We start from the raw sequence: 20105 nt of genomic DNA on the forward strand, positions 1-20105 counted from the left end.
TCGTAACAGGACTTATATGTAGAGAGAGTTAGCCAATCTTTGTGAGAAAAGAGAAAAATATAGTCGGAATATGGCCTAATTTCTTTATCTTTGCTCAATCTTTGTAATTAGTATTATATAGGAGAGTGTAATGAGAGTGATTGTAAATCCCAAGTACGCACATTTGCAGAAGGAGATAGAAGAAATTCCAAGGTCCTTCCAGAAAGAAAGAGATGTGGTGTATGATGGTCGTAATGTTTTAAAACGAATTGGCTTGGGCAGTATTGATGTTGTGGTGAAGAGCTTTAAGAAGCCTCACATCATCAATCGCGTTGTATATTCGTTTTTCCGGCAATCAAAAGCAGAACGTTCCTATATTTATTCTATGGAGATCCAACAGCATGGTTTTGACACTCCGGAGCCAGTGGCTATGATTGAACAATTTCAGAATGGTCTTCTTTCACATAGCTATTATATTTGTTGTTATGATGGTGGCGAAACTGTCCGTTCCCTGATGGATGGGAAAGTAGAGGGAAATGAAGATAAACTTTCTGCTTTTGCGCGCTACACTGCTGCTTTGCATCAGGCAGGTATTCTCCATTTGGACTATTCTCCCGGTAATATACTGATTCATCAGAATGAAACGAATGAATACAGTTTCTCTCTGGTCGACGTGAATCGCATGCAGTTGCTATCGGATATTGATTGTGATATGGTATGCCGTAATATGTGCCGTTTGTGTATTTCGCGTGAGGTACTGACTTACATCATGACAGAATATGCTTCTTTGCGTGGATGGGACGTCGAATCTACGGTCAGTCTGGCCCTTCGTTACAGCGATCAGTTTTTTACTCATTATATTTATCGTCGTGCGGCACGGAAAGAGAAAGAAAAGCATATTGTATCCCTGATTTTATTCTTCCGTTTATACCGTTCCGTACGTAAATTCTTTTCTTGGGAACCGCATATCTCACGTTTCTTATTGAAAAAGGAAAAGCATATCTATGATACATACCTGTGCAAGTATGATTATTGTGAATTGCTTTCTGCTGATTATCAATGATTACTTCTTACTTCCGCGCATCACTACACTGCGGATTTTATGCCTGAAAAACCCTTTTTGATTAATATATGTGCAGTTATGTTTGTCCAGAAATGCAGAGATAACTTCTTCGTCATCACGCAAGTGGTATGTGCAAATGGCAAAATCCAGCTTCTGGCAATTCTGGAATAAGTTATTGCATCCGGCCAATGCGTGCCGTTCGGCTCCTTCTATATCCATTTTAAGAAATAGATGTTCATTCGTCTGGTTGTTGAAGAAATCATCTAGTGTTTGCTCTCTCGAAGAATTATGGTCACTCACATACTTCTGGACAATCGTCACTTTATCCTGCCATGGTTCGAAGGTAGCTCTGATGGCTTCCAACCATTGCTCGTCCTGCTCAAACAAATAAACATGTTTGGCTTCTTCGATAATTTCCAATGATGAATAGCCTTCGGCACAACCGACATCCACAAATACTTTCCCTGTCACTTCTTTAACGCTGTTGAAGTAATGGTGCGGTGAGCGCCTGTCTTGTTCCATACTCAAAGCCCTATAATATTTTTGAATTTTCTTGGCTGGAGTGCTTTTTCTGAAATAGAGTCGCTTCTTTTCTTTTTGAACATAGTATAAGCCTTTTTCCTCATCTTTCTGTACATCAACAGGCATATTGGCGTATTCATCCTTGAATTCATACAGGTGTCTTGAATATCCATGTTCTTTAATATATTCATAGTATTTCAGATAAGGAGAGCCAGGCTTATATCCTTTCATGAAATAATATGGGAGAGTGCCATATATAAATTTCTTTATTGTATGTTTAAGTACGTTCATTTCATTAGTTTCTTGTAGATGTTTAAGATTTCTTCCGCTTGCTTTTCTTCAGAGAATCTTTTGGCAAATTTTTGCCCCTTTTCAATCATCTCCTTTTTTCTTTCAGTATCGGAGTATATCTGTTTGAAAGCATTGGCCATTCCTTTGATATCGTCAGGATGTACATAGATAGAGTCGGGACCTCCGGCTTCTTCCAGGCAAGATCCAGTCGCAGCCACTACCGGAATACCGGAGTATAGAGCTTCTATAATGGGAATACCAAAACCTTCGAAACGGGAAGGGTATACAAAAATTTCTGCTAACTGATAAAAAGCCGGTAGATCATCAAAAGGAACATTGCTGATGATATGTACCCTTTCTTCCAGCTTATTCTCCTTAATGAAACGTTCAATTTTATCAGTATATTCCGTGTGGCGTCCTACAATGACGAGATGAATCTGTTCAGGAAGCATCGTTAGTGCCTGCACCGCTGAAAGGGCGTTTTTGCGTTCTTCAATACTTCCTACGTTAAGGATATAGTGATCCGGTAGCTGATATTTAGCCCGGATTTCTCTTTTCTTCTCTGCTGCTACAGGATGTATGAATGAAGGATCACATCCCTGATAAACAACTTCTATCTTATCGGCGGGAATCCTGAAATACTCAATAATATCACGCTTGGTACATTCGCTGATAGCAATGATTTTATCGGCATTTTCGCAAGCTTTACGGAATTTGTATGTGTATATTTTCCTGTCGATCGAATGGTAATACTGCGGATAGCGCAGAAAGATCAGATCGTGAATCGTTACAATACTTTTTACCTCGCTTTGATGTATATTCAGGGGCAACTCATTACTAAGTCCGTGGAATATATCGATTTTTTCTTTTTCCAGTTGTTGGGTAACGCCCCATACTCGCCACAATGAACTTAACTTTTTCCAGGAAGAAGTAGTGGGATAAGAAAGCTGTAGTTGCTGATACTGCTTCGTTAATTTGTCCAGCCTCTTGTTTTCCCGTTTCTTGGGGGCATACAGCACATATTCATTCTCCGGATAGAATTGGCATAGAATATCCACTATATAGCGGCTATAATTACCCAGACCGGTGAAATTCTGTACTGCACGTTTTCCGTCAAAACCTATTCTCATTTCTTCTTCTTACCTTTATGTGATTATAATTAGACTTCAAAATTCCGATAAGGTTTATTCAAGTCTAAATAATGGAAATTATGTTGTCTTTGTCCACTTTGTTTAGGTATGGTCATATAATCTCCATATTTCTGTGACAGATAAGCGTCGTATTTCTGTACTCCCCATACTTCTTCATCTTCAAACCGGATAGGAGTGGGAGTGCCCAGGATATCCTTCGACATGATTCCTTTCATTCCATCATCATAATCGCAGACTAATGCGCATTGGTCGAAATCGTATTTCTTCATCACCTTCCTGATGCTTTCCTGTGCTCCGGTAAGGGTAAAAAACTTTCTGCATAATAGCGGTATCCATGAACTGGGACCTTTCCCATGTTTGTATGGATCGCGATGAATAAGATAAAGTACTCGTTTGTAGAACTCATACTTCGCAAAATGCATTCTTTGCGCCATACGGCTTTCCGGAACTCCATCTAGTGGAAATATATCAATATATACACCTCCCAGATATTTGAGATGCATACGCTCGATTAAGGTTGTGTTGGCATCCTGCACCTTTGCGAACGGAAGAGGATATTCCTTATCATTCTCAGCGCATACCGCTTCGTAAGGTTCCGGTAACCATTCTTTGGCATTAGCCATTAGTAAGTCATAATCAGCTCTTGGCATTCCGATATCCAAATCATCATCCCAGGGGATGAATCCTTTGTGGCGCACAGCTCCCAGCATGGTGCCTGCCATGATGTAATATCGCAGATTATGTTCTTTGCAAACTTTGTCAACAGCTAATAAGTTCTTTAATATGCGAAGCTGTAGAGGGCGGATGTCGTAATTAGCCATTCTATCTGATTTTAATTAATAAAGACTGGCTGGAATCAGCTTCTGTGCCTGTTGAAAGTCTTCTACTGTGTCCAACTCGGCCGAGAAGAACTCGGTGGTGTCCATAACGTAAAAACTATATCCTTGCGGAATCAGTCTCTCAAAAGCCCGTTCGTAGAATATATTATCCAGTCCTTCGGCAGTAATCATAATTTCCAGTTCCCGGAATAGCGCTTTGGTATATTCAGCTGACATCTTTTCAATGCCGATAGATTCTCCGATAGCATCGGATATCGAGCAGACTTTGCTGATTTCAACGACCTTTTGTGCGTCGTCCACGATGACTTTTATTTCTTCTGCTCCGAGCTCATGACGATTCAGTGCCAATATGTCGTCCTTATCCGAATGAAGCAGTTTCTCTACAATCTGCGGATCAAATACAATGTCGCTGTCTAATAACAAAATCTCCTGCCCATCTGTATAGGAACGGGTGAGCCATAATGAATAGATATTGTTGGTTGATTCATACCTGTCATTATAGATGAAAGTAATATCTTGGGTTGGATAATGTGCCTGTAGGAAATCAACGATTTGCTGCTGGCGATACCCGGTGACAATGATGAACTCATCAAATCCGTTTTGTATCAGAGCATCAAAAGCTCTTTCCAAAAGGCATCGTTCTCCTATTTTAAGGAGACATTTGGGCGTTGTATCGGTCAGCGGGCGTAAGCGTGAAGCTATTCCTGCGGCTAATATTACTGCTTTCATTTGGATGCTATTTTTTTGATTGTATCTATAACGATCCGGTTCTGCTCTGGGCGTCCCAATGTGATACGCAAATGAGTATTGATATCCGGTTCATTCATAAACTTCACTTTATAACTCTGTTTAGCAAAAGCCTTTTGTAAAGCCTCTTTCAGTTCTATCGGGTATTTGATTAAAATAAAATTGGCAACCGATTCATATACTTTGAATCCGGGTAACACGCCGATTTCCTTTTCGTAACGCTCACGGTCCTCGTTCATCAGTTTGGCGATGTTTCGATAGTGTGCGTCCGATTTAAGAGCCGCAATGGCGATATCTTCGGATATCCGGTTATATCCCAGATATTTATTGCTGTATCTGCTGAATTTTTCCAGCTCCTTACTCATGAATCCGAATCCCATACGTAAACCGGGCAATCCATAAAACTTGGATAAAGTACGGGAAATAATCAAATTCGGATATTTATTAACCAGCTTTTTGATATAACTGGTATCAGCTGAAACAAAAGAAGCGTATGCTTCGTCTATCAATACCACTGTTTGACTGGGTACTTCTGCAAGCAGTTCATCCAATTCTTTCGGAGTTAAACCATTGCCGGTAGGGTTATTGGGAGAAGCTAGTAAAAGAATCTTCGGATTCTCTTTCTGAATCATATCTTTTAGCGTCTCAAAGTCATATTTAAAAGTATTTCCGTCTTCGTAGAGAGGATATTGCAAAGTATGGCCATTCACCTCATCTGCAATTGATTTATAATACCACCATGAGAACTTGGGAATCAACATCGTTTTATTTCCATCTTCTTGAGTCAGGAAGTAGTGTACAGCTTGCTTCAGAATATCTTCTCCGCCGTATCCTAATAAGACTTGTGTTTCATCTATATCGTAAAGTTCGGATAAGAAAACAGATAATATACTTTTCTTTCCTTCATCATAAATGCGGGTATAAAAACAAAGTTTATTTATATCGAAGTTTTTTAAAGCCTCTACTACTTCTTTTGATGGACTGTAGTTAAATTCGTTTCGATCTAAAAAGTTCAAATTCTTTTCCATATTAGTTTTGTATGATTCCTTTATCGCACCAGGTTAGCTTCCTGACTTTCGTTTCGTTCAAAATACTGCGGTTGTTGCTCAAATTATCCGTTCCATGTAGCTCATGATAAAGATGGAACACAATTCCCGCAAATTTGATGGTACGCTTGCGTACACCGTTATTGATGAGGCGGCACACTAATTCATGATCTTCGCTTCCCCATCCGGTAATAGCTTCATTGTACCCATTGACTTTTAATAAATCCTCTTTCCAGAAAGCCATATTGCATCCTCTGGAATATGAAATATCCCATTGGCGATAATGCTGAAGTAGTGGGCTTAGCCAAGGCAAATGTACTCCGTTGATTGTGTTTTTAGTACCTTTGTCGTGAATAGAGATAATGCAGTTCCTTTCTGCCAGCATCTTTTTGGTTAAACCTTCCCGGATTAATACACGGCTACCGGTTACGAAACTGCCTTTTTTAGCAAAATGTACATGATCTTTGACGAAATCTTTGTGTAAGACGATATCCCCGTCAATTTGTATAATATATTCTTTAGATGCTTTCGCAATAGCTTTGTTACGGATGGAAGCCAGTCTGAAGCCTAGATCCTCATGCCAAACATGAATAATGGGGACTTCGGAAGAAGCAGCCAATTGATGAATTAGCTCTCCTGTATCTTCTTTAGAACCATCATCGGCAATGATAATTTCATCAGGAAGGAGAGATTGACGTAGCACGCTTTTAACGCATAATTCTAATGCGTCGCTTCTATTATAGGTGGATATAATTAGCGATGTACTTATGTTGCTCGCCATGGGTTTATTCATATAATTATTACTAAGTTAGTTAAATAGTTAAGGGGGCTTGCACTAAAATTCTACAAATGTATACATTTTATTTGGTTGTAACAAGCGTTAAAGGCTTTTTCAGGATAGCTACATCAAATTTTATGATTCTTTTTTTTGTTCTGGAATTAATAAGTCTACATGCAAGTTCGTTGTCTTTGCGGCTCTAGTAAGTCATCTCTTCATTATAACTATTGGCTTTGTATAAATCTTCTTTCCAAAAGACTATATTCATCCTCTTACATACAAAATATCATTATGATGATACTTCTCTTGTAAATGACTAAGAATGAAGAGATGCTTTTCCATGTTTTTAAGAAGTATAAGACTGTAAATTTTGTAAATGAAAATAATATTTTCTATGAACCTTCTTATAGTATATTATTTGTTGATAGTTTTTCCGCCTAAGTTTTGTCCTTTTTGTATTTATGACTTTTAATTAGATACTGAATGCTAAAAGGAAGTTTTAGGAATAAAAAACGTTTTATAGATTTGAATGTTAGTCGGGTTTCCAAAATAGGAGGGATACAGTTTTGAGAGAGCCTTGCTAATCCTTTTATTAAATCAACCCTTTTAATATTTGAGTACATCGCTGGTAGGTATCGATGATAAATTTCAAATAAATAATATAAGTTTATTTCTTTTTGAAGATGTTTGCTAAGGTTGTTGTCTGCTTGCATCAATCTCCTGATCTCACTAAAAACTATGGTAAGATCATTTAGATGCTTCAAGGTGTAGCCTTGTTCTATATTTGTAATAGAGTCTTCTCTCTTGCAATTATAAAGATAAGTTGTCCGGTTGGTTAGGCTAAATGATCTGGTATTTAGAGCGAGCATGGCATGCATTACTATGTCTTCGTGGTACACGTGTTCCAAAAAATGAATATGAAATTCTTTTAAAAAAGAAAGATTATATAATTTATTCCATGTAGTTACCCATATCTCATTTTTTTCTTCATAAAAGTATTGAGCCATACATAATTTACCTTTTCGTGTAATATTAGGATAGTTAGTAATTTTGAGTGAATTTTCATTCTCATCAATTTGATTGATTCCGGCTGCTACAAAGTCTACTTTCTCGTGTGAAATAATATTATATAAAGTTTCAATGCAATCAGGAACAATAGCATCGTCGCTATCCATAAAGTATAGATATTTCCCTTGAGCAGATTCAATTGCTGTGTTTCTTGTTCCTCCCAAACCAAGATTTTTTTTATGTGTAATTATACGGATGCAGTTACCTCTAGGATGTGTGCTTTTAAGTTGGTAGACTATATCCATGCTGTTATCATGCCCTAAATCGTCTACTATCAAAATCTCTAAGTTTTGATAGGTTTGGTTTAATGCAGATAATAAGGCACGTTCAATGTACTTTTCTACATTATAAATAGGCATTGAGAGAGTTATTAAGCACATACTTTTCTTCAATCATTAATAACAAAATAATATTAGGTGATTACAAAGTTACTTTAATATTTGTAATGATGAAAGTTATTTCGTTTTTTATTGATTTCTTATCCCGAGCTTGCCCTATATATAGAAAGAATAATTTCATTAGAATAAAACTTTGGATTATTTTCATTACCTTTGTTCAGAATATTGTGTTTGTCTAAATAATGGGACTGATGTAAATTCTGCAATTCCTCTATTGTTTAAGACTATTGTTCTTTAATTTAAATTTTAATAATATGATATATATTATTTGTTATGATTGGCCTTCAACATCTGGTAATCATACAGGAATGAGGTATCTTTATGAATATATTCAAAAAAGAAATCCTGAATTGTATAAAATGTATACTTTCAATATGGGGAGGCGTTTTTTTGATAAGGGAAAAAAAGGGAAGAAAATCTCTGTGCTTTTTACGGCACTTAAATTAGCAATGACATATAAATCAGGAGATAAGTTTGTTCTTACTGAATATTTACATAGAGATTCATATCAAATATTGTTTGCAAAAATAATACGCTTTATATGTCCTAAAGCACCTATATATGCTATGGTGCATCTTGTTCCTGAAAAATTGGAAAGGCGATATTCGAAAGCACAAATAAAGAAGAGTTCGCGATTTGTTACAGAAATTGTAACATTGGGAAGTAGTTTGACATGCTATCTCAATAAATTAGGAATAGAGAATGTTTATACTTCCTTTCATTATGTCGATAATAATTATTATACTCCTTCTGCAAATCTTTATAACAGAGGTGGTGATGTCAAGGTAATAGTAATGGGTGCTTTGGCACGTGACTTTGAACAGATTGCTTATATTGTTTCAAGACTTCCGCAAATTCATTTTTATATATGCAAAGGGCGGGAGAATATTGATTATTTGTTTTCAGGTTTAAAGAATGCAACATTGGTGGGGTATGTTCCGGAGGCGGAATTAAAGCATTATATGAATGATTCTGATATTTCATTAAATGTGATGAAGGATACTATTGGAAGTAATGTAATTTGTACTTCAATGGCAACAGGATTGGCGATGGTGGTTAGTGATGTTGGATCTATACGGGACTATTGCGATGAGACTAATGCATGTTTCTGTTCTTCTCCCGATGATTTTATAAAGAATATTATGATCTTAGCAAATGATCGAGAGTTGCTCAATTCGTTAAAAAAAATGTCTTTGAAGAAAGCACAGCAGTTTTCTATCGATAATTATTGTGTTAGCTTGTCATCTCTATTGAAGTAATTGAAGAGTATGGCCGTTTACAGTTATTATAGTAAAATTCTTAAAGGATATTGTTAGCAAGGGTATTCCTTAAATTCAAAAATATAAGGCAATTTATTTATTGCGAGTTAATTGCCTTTTTATTTTCTTCCCAACATGATGAACTAAAACTAGCAAAGATACATTTAGTGTGAGTTTTCTTAGAGCGTTGCATAAAAGTAAAAGGTCGTGTAAGCTAAAGTCGTTTTTTAGCGAATGCTGTAGGAATTTATATATATAACGTTTGATTGCTTTTTTGAATTTTCTTTCGTGAAGATGGGAATGGTAGTTTATACTAATCCATTCCATGAAAAGTATTGTTGCTCTAATCTTTTCTTTATTGAAATGAGTGGAGTTTGATATATTCTCTCCTTCAGCATTTCTCCAGCTGACAGGATTGCCTGGTAAAGATATGATTCCTCCTGTAAATTCTGCAAATTTAGCCCATGTTGCATCATCGGTGCACCAAGCCAAAGGGAATTTAATAAATCCTCCCGTTTGCTCCCATACTGTTCGGCTAAATACATACTCACAGGCGGCAGAACTAATTTTCCCAGATAATTTATCTAATAGGAATTCATATCCAGAAGTTAAATCGGTTTTAAAAGGAGGGTTTTTATACTTTAGTTTACCATACTCGTCAACGACTTCTAAAGGAAAACGGAATATATATTTTCCTTCAGAATGTTTTTGTGAGGCTCGAATTATACGTGCTACTCCGTCAAAGGGCATTAAGTCGTCATCTGAAAAAAGCCATATAAGTTCTTCTGCTGACAATAATATACATCGTTCCCAATGACCGGGTAGGTCTTTTTTGCCCATGTTTTGTTCAAAACGATGATATATAATGTCAAACTTGTTCTTGTAACGATCTACTATGGTCTCTAATGGGTAGGGACTTGCATCATCACCAATATATACGGTAAATTCGTGATTGTTTTGTTTAGCGATAGAATCAAGTGTTTCTTGCAAAAAACGTGGTTTATAAGCTGGTATAATAATTGCTAATTTTTTCATTTTTATTGCTATCAATTAGGTTTTGCAAATATACACATTCAGTTTGTTTAAATATTGTATTTGCAAACTTTTGTGATGGAAAACTATACTAGCAAGTTGCTGAATGCAAAATACCCCATAGAATTTTTTCTTTTGGCTTTTCAGTTATATATACGTATTGTTAATAATGATTAATTGCAAGCGTGAAATTCTGCTCTATTTGTAAACAATCTCTTTTTAGATACTTCCTATGGATATTATTCCTTATTTTTGCAAGTAGAAAATGAATATTCAAATATGGAATCTCAATACTCGGTAAGCGTTATCATCCCTGTTCATAATACAGCTCCGTATTTGCGACGTTGTATAGAGTCTGTACGTAATCAGACGTTGAAAGATATAGAAATCATATTAGTGGATAATTTGTCGACCGATGATTCCCCTTCTATTTGTGATGAATATGCTAATATTGATTCTAGAGTAAAAGTGTTGCATCTTGATGAGGCAGGTTTATCTATAGCTCGTAATGCAGGAATTGAAATAGCGACTGCTCCATATATTGGGTTTATAGATAGCGATGATTATATTGAACCGACAATGTATGAAAACATGTTGTCAGTCATGGTACAGAACAAAGTTTATATGGTATATTGCAACTTTTGCTTTGAGTATGAAGATGGCCGTATAGAACAAATGTATCCTAATACAGGTAATGTGTATGTACGTACTAGTCAAGATGTTCAGCGAGATATTATTTTTGAGAGAGTAAGTAGTTCAGCTTGTACTAAACTTTTTGATAAGATTTTTTTTGATTCTTATCGCTTTCCTGTAGGTATGTTTTTTGAGGATCATGCGACTATTTATCGCTGGATAAGTATTTGCGATAAAATAGTTTGGATTGATGCTGCTTATTATCATTATATACAGAGAGGTGATAGTATTTGCCATACAATCAATCCTATAAAACGTTATCATTATTTCTTGGCTGAATATTCAAGATTGGAGTTTGCAAAGGAGCGGCGGTTGTTTGAAGGTAGAGATTGGTTTGATGCCGTCAATGTGATTGTGGAAAATTGCTTTAATCATTTTCAAGGGTTTATGACGGATCCTAATCATCAGTCGTATCCTGTTGAAATTAAAGATATGAGGAACAAGTTGAGTAGATGGCGTTTTTTGTCAAGAAAAGAATTGTCTTCTAAATATTATAAACGATTACGTAAGATAACTTATTTTTGGCCAATTTATTATTGGACTCACTTTGCCAAGAAAAAGAATTAAAAAATGATATAATGGAAAAAGAATACCCTTTAGTTTCGGTTATTATTCCTGTTTATAATGCGCACAATTCGATAACTAAAACGTTGCAGAGTGTTATTAATCAAACGTATACTAATCTTGAAATTGTTGTAGTGAATGATGGAAGTACAGATGATAGTTTAGATATAATAAAGACGTATGCGGCTGAAGATCCCCGGATTGTTGTATTTAATAAACAAAACGAAGGATTAGTGCAGGCGCGTAAATCGGGTATAGATATTGCTACTGGCAAATATATCCAATATTTAGATAGTGATGATATTATGCATGAGGATGCAGTAACTAGGCTGGTTGCTAAAGCAGAGGAAACGCAAGCGGATATGGTAGTGGCCCCTTTTATGTTTTGCTATGATGGAGAGTTTCATAAATCAACTTTTTTTGATTTTGTAGAGTTGTCAGGCGTGGAGTTTTTGAAAAATATTCTTTTAAAAAAGGCTTATTGGTGTGTATGGTCAAAATTTCATCTTCGATCATTATATCAGAATGAAATAGAAAGGCCAGATATATCATTTGGTGAAGATGTCGTTCTTTCCACACAATTATTGTTATACTTACAAAAAGTCGTTTCAGTTGATTATATAATTATTGACTATAATTTTACCAATACGTCAATGTCACATCCAGCAACTTTTGATGATAAAAAGTATGGAGACTTTGTGAATTATACAATATGGATTGAAAATTATATTGATAAAAAAGGGTTGAGGGAAGAGATGAAGGAAGCACTTGCTCATTTCCATCTTGAAAATGCCTTTAGAAGAATTTATTGGAAACGTTTTGCTGATATTAGGAAGGAAATGAAACGGCTTGTTAATGAAATGGAATCCTATCCTTGTTTAATAAACAACTTGTCAAAAAGAGAACGTAAGATTGTGAATGCTTATAGAGTATCAGGTTTCTGGGGAGATTTGAAACTTAGATATTATAATATGCGCCATAAACTGTAATGTGCTCAGATAAATTAAGGCGTTGAGAAATGAAGCATATATTGTTTATCGCTTATAATCTAGCTGGTTGGAGGATTTGAATCTGTTGCAGTATCGTTGGTAAAATAAGATATAAAGAAATGAGTATTATTAGAAGGTGGCAAAGAAGTTGTTATAAAAGAATGTTGAAGGCTCGCTTAGTTACTCCTAAGGTTGTAGTGTTGATGGATGGTGGTATTTGTTCTCAAATGCTCCAATATTTGTTGGGAGAATTTTTTAGAAAGCGTGGATGTAAGGTTGTGTATGATCTATCCTTTTATAAGGAATGGGGAAGTGACATGGATTATAAATTTGCCCGCAATTTTGATTTGTTGAAAGTGTTTCCTTATTTGGAGCTGACAATTGCAACAGAGTTCGAAATCTCCTATTATAAGAGACATTTTTATTATGTTGGGAATAATACATCGGAATGGATAGATGATTTTTCATTTTTGGAAAAAAATCCCCCTATTTATCTAGGTGGATATTATCATTTGCCGATAAATATTTGGGTACCCGCATTTATGTCTACTTATAGAATCTCATCTGAAATATTTGATGAGGGTAGCAAAATGTTAATGTCAGAAATAAAACAGAATATCAATCCTGTAGCAGTGCATGTTCGACGGGGTGATTTAAGTGTTGAAGTTCGAGCGTATGGGAAGCCTGCTTCTTTGAGCTATTTTAAAAGGGCTGTTGATTATATGGAAAAAGAGACTGTTATGCCTTTTTTTTACTTTTTCTCAGATGAGCCGGAATGGGTGGCATCAGAACTTATTCCCTATCTTGAATTTGCAAATGAGAATTACAAGGTGGTGGATATAAATGGTTCAGATAAGGGGTATATGGATTTGTTTTTGATAGCTTATTGCAAACATCAGATAACAAGTAAAGGTACTTTGGGAAAGTATGGTGCTTTATTGAGAGATAGTGCAGATAAAATAGTGATTCTTTGTGATGATAAAGTTGAATATCAGTGGAAAGGAGTTTTCCATAATTCTGTATTTTTATAATAGAGAAAAATTGGATAACTAATCAGCCGATTTAAATTTTTGGCAGATTAGCTTAATCCTTTCCCATAAAGAGTTTTTTCTTCGCAATAATTCATGCCCGCCATATTGGGGTTTATTTTTGTCTCGAATGAGGATTATTGGTTCAAAAGGAAGGAGCCAACCTTCTGGGTATAGATATGCAGGGGACAATGTAATAGCTGGTGGATTATCTAAAAAGTATTTATTGATTAGAGATTCGTCGTGCCAAATTGGTATTATATGGTTTGTGGCATCTCTGTCAACCCATGAGCAAATTGTTGTGCAGAGTTTCAAGTAGGCCTTTGTACATCCACCTGAAAGCCCTCCAGCGTAATAATATCGACCTTCTCCCTCTGGGATATAGGCAGTAGAAGCATCTCTTCGCTCGTATGTAAATTCGGAGTTCGGTTTATTGTAGAATCCAGGGTGCATAGTTCCTAGTAATCCGTTACTATCTGATGGTGGTAGAATTTCTTTGCCAATAGGACTGGTGAATAAGAGATTGGCATTGAAGAAAAATAGATAGTCGGTTTCTCGCTCTAACTGTTCCTTGATACGAAGGAATATATGGAAACGTTTTAATGTGTTGTCAGGCCATCCTAAATTCTTTTGTTTGATCCGGTGAATATGTTTGTTGTTTTCTTCGTCATATAGTTTAGGACTATCAGTAAATACATAATACTCGATAATGAAAGATTGGTCTTGCATAAAATAACGTTCTGCGCTTAGATAAAAGTCTTTCCAAAAAATGTCATATTTGCCAGTACAGATATATAATATACCAATTCTCATTTTATTTATTGCTTTGATTCATATTATTGGCAAATATATAAAGATTTATTTTATATTATTTGTTTGAGGTGTTTTTATTTTCTGTGAATTACCGGTAGCAGGAGCTTTTTAAAAGTAAATTCTATTTATTTCTGGTCATGAGTGTCTTGCAAATGGGTAGTAAGCATTCGGTGAACCCCGTTTTTTCTATAGTTCTTACTCTGTATCTTTGCAAGTTTTTTCCAGTGCAAACATATAATATACCAATTCTCATGTTTATTGTTTTAATTTTAGACCTTCGGTTTTGTCCATTTGAGAGTGTTATTTATATTGATTATACTAAAAATAAAGCAGTAAGTAGTAGAATTGCTAATAGTATAGAGATACTTACGAATATTGAGTATAGACGTTTGTATTTTCTGTATTTTGGTTTATAGTCTGTTTTTTGTGCAAGGGCTATTAAAGGTTTTTTATATAGGTCAAGGATGTATTGTAAATGATAGCATAACCATTGGTCTTGTTTTTGACCTAGGTAATTAAAAAAGAGAATAAAATAGTATATATACCCTGCATAGCCTTGACTGTTATTGTCAAATATAGTCCGAAAGAATGATTCTCTGGTGTCAAATCCTGCTTCTTCGAGGTTGCTGCATGGTTTCATTCCATGAAAATGGATAAGCTTAGCATTCCCATTAATTCCCCAGTACGGTTTCCAGTTATATTCAATAGGTAAAATTTCCATGTCCTTGAAACACAGCTCGTTTAAGTACCCTTGATCAAAAAGTCCTGAAGTAGATCTTTGCCTTTTTTTCATCATCTCTACAAATTGCTGATATTTGATTCTCATTCCTTGGATGTTCATGACTAATATTCCAGCATTGAAATAACTCATTCTTTTTGTATCGCGTTCAAATTCGGGAGCAGCAGCTAAATAAGCAGGATGAGGTAGATCTTTCAGTAATATATCATCATTAAAGATTATGTCCATATCGGTGTATAATACATATTCGTCTTCTTTTTCTATTATAGGAATCTCCATTCTCATGAATGTGCCGAATATTCGACTATATTCTATATCTTTTCCTAGTTCTGTTTCCATCCATTCGTGAGAATATATTTCCATTAGTTCCTTTTTATATGGTAATTCATGGATGATGATCTCAACTTTAAAATCTTTTAGTAAGTTGTAAACAGGATCGCCAATTTTACCATCATATAGGCAAATTAATCGAAGAGATGTGTTTTTACGAGCACTAATTAAGGTTACCTTTAACATGTTAAAGTAATCTTTTCTGTTGACAATAGAGTCTGTCAAACAAATATAACATTTCATAATTTATAGAATATATAAAATAAATTATACTAATATGTTTCTCAAAGCTATCATAACTGTAAGTTATACAATAGTCCTTGCCAAACTGTTAGAATTGTATTGTATCTTACAAAAATAAGCAAAAAAAACTTTTACTAAGACGTTTTGATAAATAATTGTGATATGTTAGGATTTTCTTTCCTGAAGAATTGAATTCGAAGAGTTAAGGATGGATGATCTACATTCTATATTTATCTGTTAGCTTTGGAAGTCTGGAGTTTTTTATTTTTTTAAATCTAAGTTTGTCCTTACAGGATTTTATCCTTAGTTTTGTGAACTATTTTTTTATGAATTAGAGATATTCGTATAAAAGTATCTTAATATATAAAATTGATTTGAATAAATATGATTTCTATTATAATATGCAGTAGGTTTCAATCCATCTCTAAGGAATTGAAGGATAATATTGAGAATACGGTTGGGGTTGTTCATGAGATTATATGTATTGATAACAGTAAAAGTCAATATGATATATTTAGTGCTTATAACGAAGGGGTCAAAAGGAGCCAATATCCACTTCTATGTTTTATGCATGAAGATATTTTACATTACACTAGTGATTGGGGAAAGCTTCTGATAAATCATTTCAGAGATTTGAAAGTAGGGCTTATTGGAATTTCTGGACCACGTTTTATTAGTCAAATACCGGGTATTTGGTGGGGACCTGGAAGTACAGATGCAGGAAAGGATGCAATTTGCCAGTATTCTATTGACACTAATAGAGCTGATCCAACCATTACTTATAATACTTGCTTTAAACCCATTGCAGATGCGAATGCCATAGAAGTGGTAGCAGTGGATGGATGTTTTTTTTGCATGAGGAAATCTGTTTTTGATAAAATAAGATTTGATGAAATAAATTACAAAGGATTTCATTTTTATGATCTTGATATCTCATTGCAGGTTTATATGCTGGGACTGAAATCATTATGTGTATATGATATTCTAATAGAGCACATTAGTAATTCAAAGCTAGATAATGAATGGCTGACTAATGCACGAATATTTTTCACAAAATGGAAAAACTGTCTGCCGATAGTAAGTTATCCAGTGTCAGCAAAAGAAAGAAGAGTTTTAGAGAAGAACAATCTTCAAACTATGAATTATATTATTAATGAGAATAATCGAAAGCCTAGTCATTATTATAAATTCTCAGAGAAGCTATATTTATTGCGATACTGCTGTGATAAAAAAATGCTTCAGTCACTAATCTATTAGGTAAAATGTGTCACTTTATGTTGAGTGGAGCACGGCTTTTCATTTAAGAAATATTGTTTATCGCTTGTTATTGTAATAAAAATCCTTATATTCGTGTGCAGCGATGCGGAAGCATCGCCTTAGGCATTTCTTCTTATCGTTCATTTTTAATTTCTTTCTACTTTGTGAGTTGTACGTCCGGTAACTACATCAGAGGTCTCTGATTTTACAATAGGTGGTTATACCTTTGAAGTAGGTGGGAAGAATAAATCGCAGAAGCAGGTGCATGATGTGGAGAATGCGTATATCGTGAAAGATGATATTGAGTACGGGATGCGGAATGTGATTCCTCTTTGGACATTTGGTTTTTTATATTGAGATAATATGTATATTTGTACGATGTGAACTTAAACAGATTGAAATATGAGTGGTAAGATTTACCCTATCGGTATACAGAATTTTGAAAAAATTCGTAAAGGTGGCTATTTTTATATTGATAAAACTGCATTGATTTATCAATTGGTGAAAACCGGGAGTTACTATTTCCTGAGTCGTCCGCGCCGTTTTGGCAAAAGTCTGCTTATTTCTACGCTTGAAGCCTACTTTCAAGGAAAGCGTGAACTCTTTGAAGGACTGGCTATGGAGAAGCTGGAAAAAGATTGGGTAAAATATCCTGTATTACATCTTGATCTTAATACGGAAAAATACGATACTCCGGAAAGTTTGGAAAATAAGCTGAACGGGGCATTAGTGGAATGGGAGAAGATGTATGGCGCTGAGCCATCGGAAAAATCCTTGGCGATGCGTTTTGAGGGTGTTATTAAGCGTGCCTGTCAGCAAGAGGGGCAAAGTGTGGTGATCCTAGTGGACGAGTATGATAAACCAATGTTACAGGCTATTGGTGATGATGCGTTGCAAAAGAGTTTCCGTGATACATTGAAAGCTTTTTATGGCGCATTGAAAAGTCAGGATGGCTGTATTAAGTTTGCTTTGTTGACGGGAGTGACCAAGTTCGGTAAAGTCAGTGTGTTCAGTGATTTGAATAACCTGAATGACATTTCAATGTGGAATAAGTATATAGATATTTGTGGTGTGAGCGGACAGGAGCTATACGATAATCTGGATGCCGAACTTCATGAATTTGCCAATGTGCAGGGAGTGACGTATGAAGAGATATGTGCCAGGTTGAAAGAAATGTATGATGGCTATCATTTCACGCACAATTCCAAAGGAATGTACAATCCTTTCAGTCTGCTTTTAGCTTTTGATAGGAATGAGTTTAAAAGCTACTGGTTTGAAACAGGTACTCCCACTTATTTGGTGGAATTGCTGAAGAAACACCATTACGACCTTCATCGGATGGCCCATGAAGAAACCGATGAACAGGTACTGAACAGTATAGATTCAGAATCTACCAATCCTATTCCGGTTATTTATCAGAGCGGATACCTCACTATTAAGGGATATGATGATCGTTTTGGAATATATCGTTTGGGTTTTCCTAATCGTGAAGTGGAGGAAGGGTTTGTCCGTTTTCTGCTTCCTTATTATGCGAACGTCAATAAAGTGGAGTCTCCCTTTGAGATTCAAAAATTTGTTCGTGAAGTGGAGTCTGGTGATTACGAATCTTTTTTCCGTCGCCTGCAAAGTTTCTTTTCGGATATTCCATACGAGCTTGCCCGCGAATTGAAATTACATTATCAGAATGTACTATATATCGTGTGTAAACTGGTAGGCTTCTATGTAAAAGCGGAATATCATACGAGTGAGGGCCGTGTGGATATGGTATTGCAGACCGATAAATTTATCTACATCATGGAATTTAAATTGAATGGTACGGCGGAAGAAGCTTTGCGGCAGATAGAGGATAAACATTATGCTCGTCCGTTTGCAACGGATTCGCGGAAACTTTTCAAGATTGGCGTTAACTTTAGTGCTGAAACAAGAAATATAGAAAAGTGGTTGGTGGAGAATTGATGCCTCTGAAATGGATATAAAACATTCATTTCTCATGTTCTCATAAATATGACCTAAGTGCCAGATTGTTAATAGTATAAACTATGAGAAATGATTTTAAATTTAGTATTTCTCATAGTTTTATTCACAAATAGACCTTAATTGGGCTTATTTCTCATACCCGTTGAAATCATTTCTCATAATGCCCCGGAGTTGGTACATAAATAGGCTGTGTGGGTTTGCCTATATTCTGTAAGTTTCCTTGTGCCTTTAGACGACGAATCTGTCTGCTGGCCATGCTTTGGGTAAAACAACAGAGTGACTGCATATTACTACGGGTCAATACAGGATGGGTTGCAAAATAGGCAGTGAGTTTCTTGTCGATCTCTTCTTCTGAAAGAGAAGCCGAATGTGGCTTGTATTTCGAACGTCGTAAGTGACTACTCATACACAAACTCTTTAAATTTCTGTCAGCCTGGAAGTTAATGGATTTTAGTTTCACTTTATCTGCACGGGTGGTAAGCGAGTGCACGGGTTCGGTCGCTTGTAATGTAATCTGGAAATAGCCGATCCCATCCAGATGTACTCGTTCTCCTTCGCATAGGTGGTTGCCCATGCATCTGCTCAATTCCATTAGCATGGCTTCTACTTCCGCTTTTCCGAAAGTGGTTGCCATGTGGATTTCTCTTGCCAATTTTTGAGTAGTCACATGTTGAAAGTTGACTACCCGTGGATGATAACTAGGTTCTTCTCCTTCTTTCTCCGGTTGGGGATTCTTATAAAACTCGAATTGTATTGCCATCTTTGTTCTAATTTAATGGTTGTTTATATATTATGTAATTGATGCGCTTAGTGTATCTTGCCTTTATTCTTTTATTATTTAACTACCAGCTAGTTCGTTCCACTAGAGTGAACGGTTCTTTTCACTCTAGTAGACAGATCTTTCTACTCTAGTGAACAGAACCGTTCACTCTAGTGGAACGATTGGGATCCTCTTTCAAAGATACGACATTATTAACTGAAAAACAAATAATTACACGGTTGTTTACATGTAAATAATAGATGAGGGTTGTGTAAAATAAGGTTGGCCAATGAGCGAAATGAATGGTTGGTATTTGACTATGAGAAATGATCCGGAATACTATGATAAATAGACACTTTTTGAGCAAAAATGAAAGACAAAGTATGAGAAATACTGGATTTAAAAACATTTCTCATGGTGTACTATGCTGATTTTGTGTGTTTTATCTGAAACTTATGAGAATATGAGAATAAGAATTGCAAATCATGGTTCTTCGTCAAATTTGGTGGTAATCTCTTTTTTATTTCAACTGTCTTCTT

The 20105-nt window shown here is 35.5% G+C and carries 18 protein-coding genes and 1 pseudogene; 8 read left to right on the top strand and 11 right to left on the bottom strand.

What is annotated here, in order from left to right; genetic code table 11:
- Positions 1 to 130: 130 nt before the first annotated feature.
- Positions 131 to 1042, top strand: coding sequence for a lipopolysaccharide kinase InaA family protein (locus tag DWZ47_RS04745; protein WP_004298299.1), 912 nt, complete (start codon positions 131 to 133; stop codon positions 1040 to 1042).
- Here the strand turns inward: DWZ47_RS04745 and DWZ47_RS04750 are convergent, their stop codons facing one another.
- The 7 genes from DWZ47_RS04750 to DWZ47_RS04780 form a co-directional block, all read right to left on the bottom strand.
- Positions 1043 to 1855: an FkbM family methyltransferase gene (locus DWZ47_RS04750; protein WP_004298298.1), complete on the bottom strand. Its 813-nt coding sequence runs from the start codon at positions 1853 to 1855 to the stop codon at positions 1043 to 1045. It lies immediately after the preceding gene.
- Positions 1852 to 2985 carry a glycosyltransferase family 4 protein gene (locus DWZ47_RS04755; protein ID WP_117512409.1) on the bottom strand — a complete coding sequence of 378 codons (1134 nt, stop codon included), beginning with the start codon at positions 2983 to 2985 and terminating at the stop codon, positions 1852 to 1854. The genes DWZ47_RS04750 and DWZ47_RS04755 overlap by 4 nt, the downstream gene beginning before the upstream one ends.
- A 29-nt stretch (positions 2986 to 3014) precedes the next feature.
- Positions 3015 to 3827, bottom strand: a complete 813-nt coding sequence (locus DWZ47_RS04760; RefSeq protein WP_004298296.1) for a phosphorylcholine transferase LicD — start codon at positions 3825 to 3827, stop codon at positions 3015 to 3017.
- 15 nt (positions 3828 to 3842) lie between these two features.
- Entirely contained in the window at positions 3843 to 4574 is a 732-nt protein-coding gene (locus DWZ47_RS04765) for an NTP transferase domain-containing protein (RefSeq protein WP_008649128.1), read from the bottom strand.
- The gene (locus tag DWZ47_RS04770) at positions 4571 to 5620 is read right to left on the bottom strand and encodes a pyridoxal phosphate-dependent aminotransferase (protein ID WP_117512410.1); all 1050 of its coding nucleotides are present in this window, start codon (positions 5618 to 5620) and stop codon (positions 4571 to 4573) included. The genes DWZ47_RS04765 and DWZ47_RS04770 overlap by 4 nt, the downstream gene beginning before the upstream one ends.
- 1 nt (position 5621) lies before the next feature.
- Entirely contained in the window at positions 5622 to 6431 is an 810-nt protein-coding gene (locus DWZ47_RS04775; protein WP_004308029.1) for a glycosyltransferase family 2 protein, read from the bottom strand.
- 422 nt (positions 6432 to 6853) lie between these two features.
- Positions 6854 to 7843 (bottom strand): glycosyltransferase family 2 protein, encoded by a 990-nt coding sequence (locus DWZ47_RS04780; RefSeq protein WP_004298291.1) that lies wholly within the window; start codon positions 7841 to 7843, stop codon positions 6854 to 6856.
- Positions 7844 to 8136: 293 nt separating this feature from the next.
- Here DWZ47_RS04780 and DWZ47_RS04790 point away from each other — a divergent pair, with 293 nt between their 5' ends.
- The gene (locus DWZ47_RS04790; protein WP_117512411.1) at positions 8137 to 9141 is read left to right on the top strand and encodes a glycosyltransferase; all 1005 of its coding nucleotides are present in this window, start codon (positions 8137 to 8139) and stop codon (positions 9139 to 9141) included.
- A 93-nt stretch (positions 9142 to 9234) separates the two neighbouring features.
- Here the strand turns inward: DWZ47_RS04790 and DWZ47_RS04795 are convergent, their stop codons facing one another.
- On the bottom strand, positions 9235 to 10176 hold the full coding sequence (locus DWZ47_RS04795) for a glycosyltransferase family 2 protein (RefSeq protein ID WP_004298289.1): 942 nt from the start codon (positions 10174 to 10176) through the stop codon (positions 9235 to 9237).
- A gap of 276 nt (positions 10177 to 10452) precedes the next feature.
- Here DWZ47_RS04795 and DWZ47_RS04800 point away from each other — a divergent pair, with 276 nt between their 5' ends.
- The 3 genes from DWZ47_RS04800 to DWZ47_RS04810 all read left to right on the top strand — a co-directional run bounded on the left by DWZ47_RS04800 (position 10453) and on the right by DWZ47_RS04810 (position 13450).
- Complete coding sequence (locus DWZ47_RS04800; protein WP_117512412.1) at positions 10453 to 11433, top strand: glycosyltransferase family 2 protein; 981 nt, start codon at positions 10453 to 10455, stop codon at positions 11431 to 11433.
- Between the two features lie 11 nt (positions 11434 to 11444).
- Entirely contained in the window at positions 11445 to 12419 is a 975-nt protein-coding gene (locus DWZ47_RS04805; RefSeq protein WP_117512413.1) for a glycosyltransferase family 2 protein, read from the top strand.
- Positions 12420 to 12538: 119 nt separating this feature from the next.
- Entirely contained in the window at positions 12539 to 13450 is a 912-nt protein-coding gene (locus DWZ47_RS04810; RefSeq protein ID WP_117512414.1) for an alpha-1,2-fucosyltransferase, read from the top strand.
- A gap of 18 nt (positions 13451 to 13468) precedes the next feature.
- Here DWZ47_RS04810 and DWZ47_RS04815 read toward each other — a convergent pair whose 3' ends face one another.
- Together DWZ47_RS04815 and DWZ47_RS04820 are read right to left on the bottom strand one after the other, a co-directional pair.
- The gene (locus DWZ47_RS04815; RefSeq protein ID WP_004298285.1) at positions 13469 to 14260 is read right to left on the bottom strand and encodes a family 6 glucosyltransferase; all 792 of its coding nucleotides are present in this window, start codon (positions 14258 to 14260) and stop codon (positions 13469 to 13471) included.
- A gap of 313 nt (positions 14261 to 14573) precedes the next feature.
- Positions 14574 to 15572 (bottom strand): glycosyltransferase, encoded by a 999-nt coding sequence (locus DWZ47_RS04820; RefSeq protein ID WP_004322484.1) that lies wholly within the window; start codon positions 15570 to 15572, stop codon positions 14574 to 14576.
- A 384-nt stretch (positions 15573 to 15956) separates the two neighbouring features.
- Between DWZ47_RS04820 and DWZ47_RS04825 the strand changes: the two genes are divergently transcribed.
- From DWZ47_RS04825 to DWZ47_RS04830, 3 genes and pseudogenes are all read left to right on the top strand, one after another.
- Positions 15957 to 16829 carry a glycosyltransferase gene (locus DWZ47_RS04825; RefSeq protein WP_004298281.1) on the top strand — a complete coding sequence of 291 codons (873 nt, stop codon included), beginning with the start codon at positions 15957 to 15959 and terminating at the stop codon, positions 16827 to 16829.
- A gap of 168 nt (positions 16830 to 16997) precedes the next feature.
- Positions 16998 to 17186, top strand: a pseudogene (locus DWZ47_RS31295) (ATP-binding protein); the annotation flags it as partial.
- Positions 17187 to 17231: 45 nt separating this feature from the next.
- Positions 17232 to 18785 (top strand): ATP-binding protein, encoded by a 1554-nt coding sequence (locus DWZ47_RS04830; RefSeq protein ID WP_117512415.1) that lies wholly within the window; start codon positions 17232 to 17234, stop codon positions 18783 to 18785.
- Positions 18786 to 18954: 169 nt separating this feature from the next.
- Here DWZ47_RS04830 and DWZ47_RS04835 read toward each other — a convergent pair whose 3' ends face one another.
- Positions 18955 to 19566: an HU family DNA-binding protein gene (locus tag DWZ47_RS04835; protein ID WP_004298279.1), complete on the bottom strand. Its 612-nt coding sequence runs from the start codon at positions 19564 to 19566 to the stop codon at positions 18955 to 18957.
- Between the last annotated feature and the right edge of the window lie 539 nt (positions 19567 to 20105).

It is taken from the genome of Bacteroides sp. AF32-8BH, from assembly GCF_003435205.1.
In the GTDB taxonomy this organism is placed as follows: Bacteria; Bacteroidota; Bacteroidia; order Bacteroidales; family Bacteroidaceae; genus Bacteroides; species Bacteroides ovatus.

Excerpts from the sequence above, each read along its gene's own strand:
- DWZ47_RS04745 (WP_004298299.1), top strand. The coding sequence starts at position 131 with ATGAGAGTGATTGTAAATCCCAAGTACGCACATTTGCAGAAGGAGATA.
- DWZ47_RS04750 (WP_004298298.1), bottom strand. The coding sequence starts at position 1,855 with ATGAACGTACTTAAACATACAATAAAGAAATTTATATATGGCACTCTC.
- DWZ47_RS04755 (WP_117512409.1), bottom strand. The coding sequence starts at position 2,985 with ATGAGAATAGGTTTTGACGGAAAACGTGCAGTACAGAATTTCACCGGT.
- DWZ47_RS04760 (WP_004298296.1), bottom strand. The coding sequence starts at position 3,827 with ATGGCTAATTACGACATCCGCCCTCTACAGCTTCGCATATTAAAGAAC.
- DWZ47_RS04765 (WP_008649128.1), bottom strand. The coding sequence starts at position 4,574 with ATGAAAGCAGTAATATTAGCCGCAGGAATAGCTTCACGCTTACGCCCG.
- DWZ47_RS04770 (WP_117512410.1), bottom strand. The coding sequence starts at position 5,620 with ATGGAAAAGAATTTGAACTTTTTAGATCGAAACGAATTTAACTACAGT.
- DWZ47_RS04775 (WP_004308029.1), bottom strand. The coding sequence starts at position 6,431 with ATGAATAAACCCATGGCGAGCAACATAAGTACATCGCTAATTATATCC.
- DWZ47_RS04780 (WP_004298291.1), bottom strand. The coding sequence starts at position 7,843 with ATGCCTATTTATAATGTAGAAAAGTACATTGAACGTGCCTTATTATCT.
- DWZ47_RS04790 (WP_117512411.1), top strand. The coding sequence starts at position 8,137 with ATGATATATATTATTTGTTATGATTGGCCTTCAACATCTGGTAATCAT.
- DWZ47_RS04795 (WP_004298289.1), bottom strand. The coding sequence starts at position 10,176 with ATGAAAAAATTAGCAATTATTATACCAGCTTATAAACCACGTTTTTTG.
- DWZ47_RS04800 (WP_117512412.1), top strand. The coding sequence starts at position 10,453 with ATGGAATCTCAATACTCGGTAAGCGTTATCATCCCTGTTCATAATACA.
- DWZ47_RS04805 (WP_117512413.1), top strand. The coding sequence starts at position 11,445 with ATGGAAAAAGAATACCCTTTAGTTTCGGTTATTATTCCTGTTTATAAT.
- DWZ47_RS04810 (WP_117512414.1), top strand. The coding sequence starts at position 12,539 with ATGAGTATTATTAGAAGGTGGCAAAGAAGTTGTTATAAAAGAATGTTG.
- DWZ47_RS04815 (WP_004298285.1), bottom strand. The coding sequence starts at position 14,260 with ATGAGAATTGGTATATTATATATCTGTACTGGCAAATATGACATTTTT.
- DWZ47_RS04820 (WP_004322484.1), bottom strand. The coding sequence starts at position 15,572 with ATGAAATGTTATATTTGTTTGACAGACTCTATTGTCAACAGAAAAGAT.
- DWZ47_RS04825 (WP_004298281.1), top strand. The coding sequence starts at position 15,957 with ATGATTTCTATTATAATATGCAGTAGGTTTCAATCCATCTCTAAGGAA.
- DWZ47_RS04830 (WP_117512415.1), top strand. The coding sequence starts at position 17,232 with ATGAGTGGTAAGATTTACCCTATCGGTATACAGAATTTTGAAAAAATT.
- DWZ47_RS04835 (WP_004298279.1), bottom strand. The coding sequence starts at position 19,566 with ATGGCAATACAATTCGAGTTTTATAAGAATCCCCAACCGGAGAAAGAA.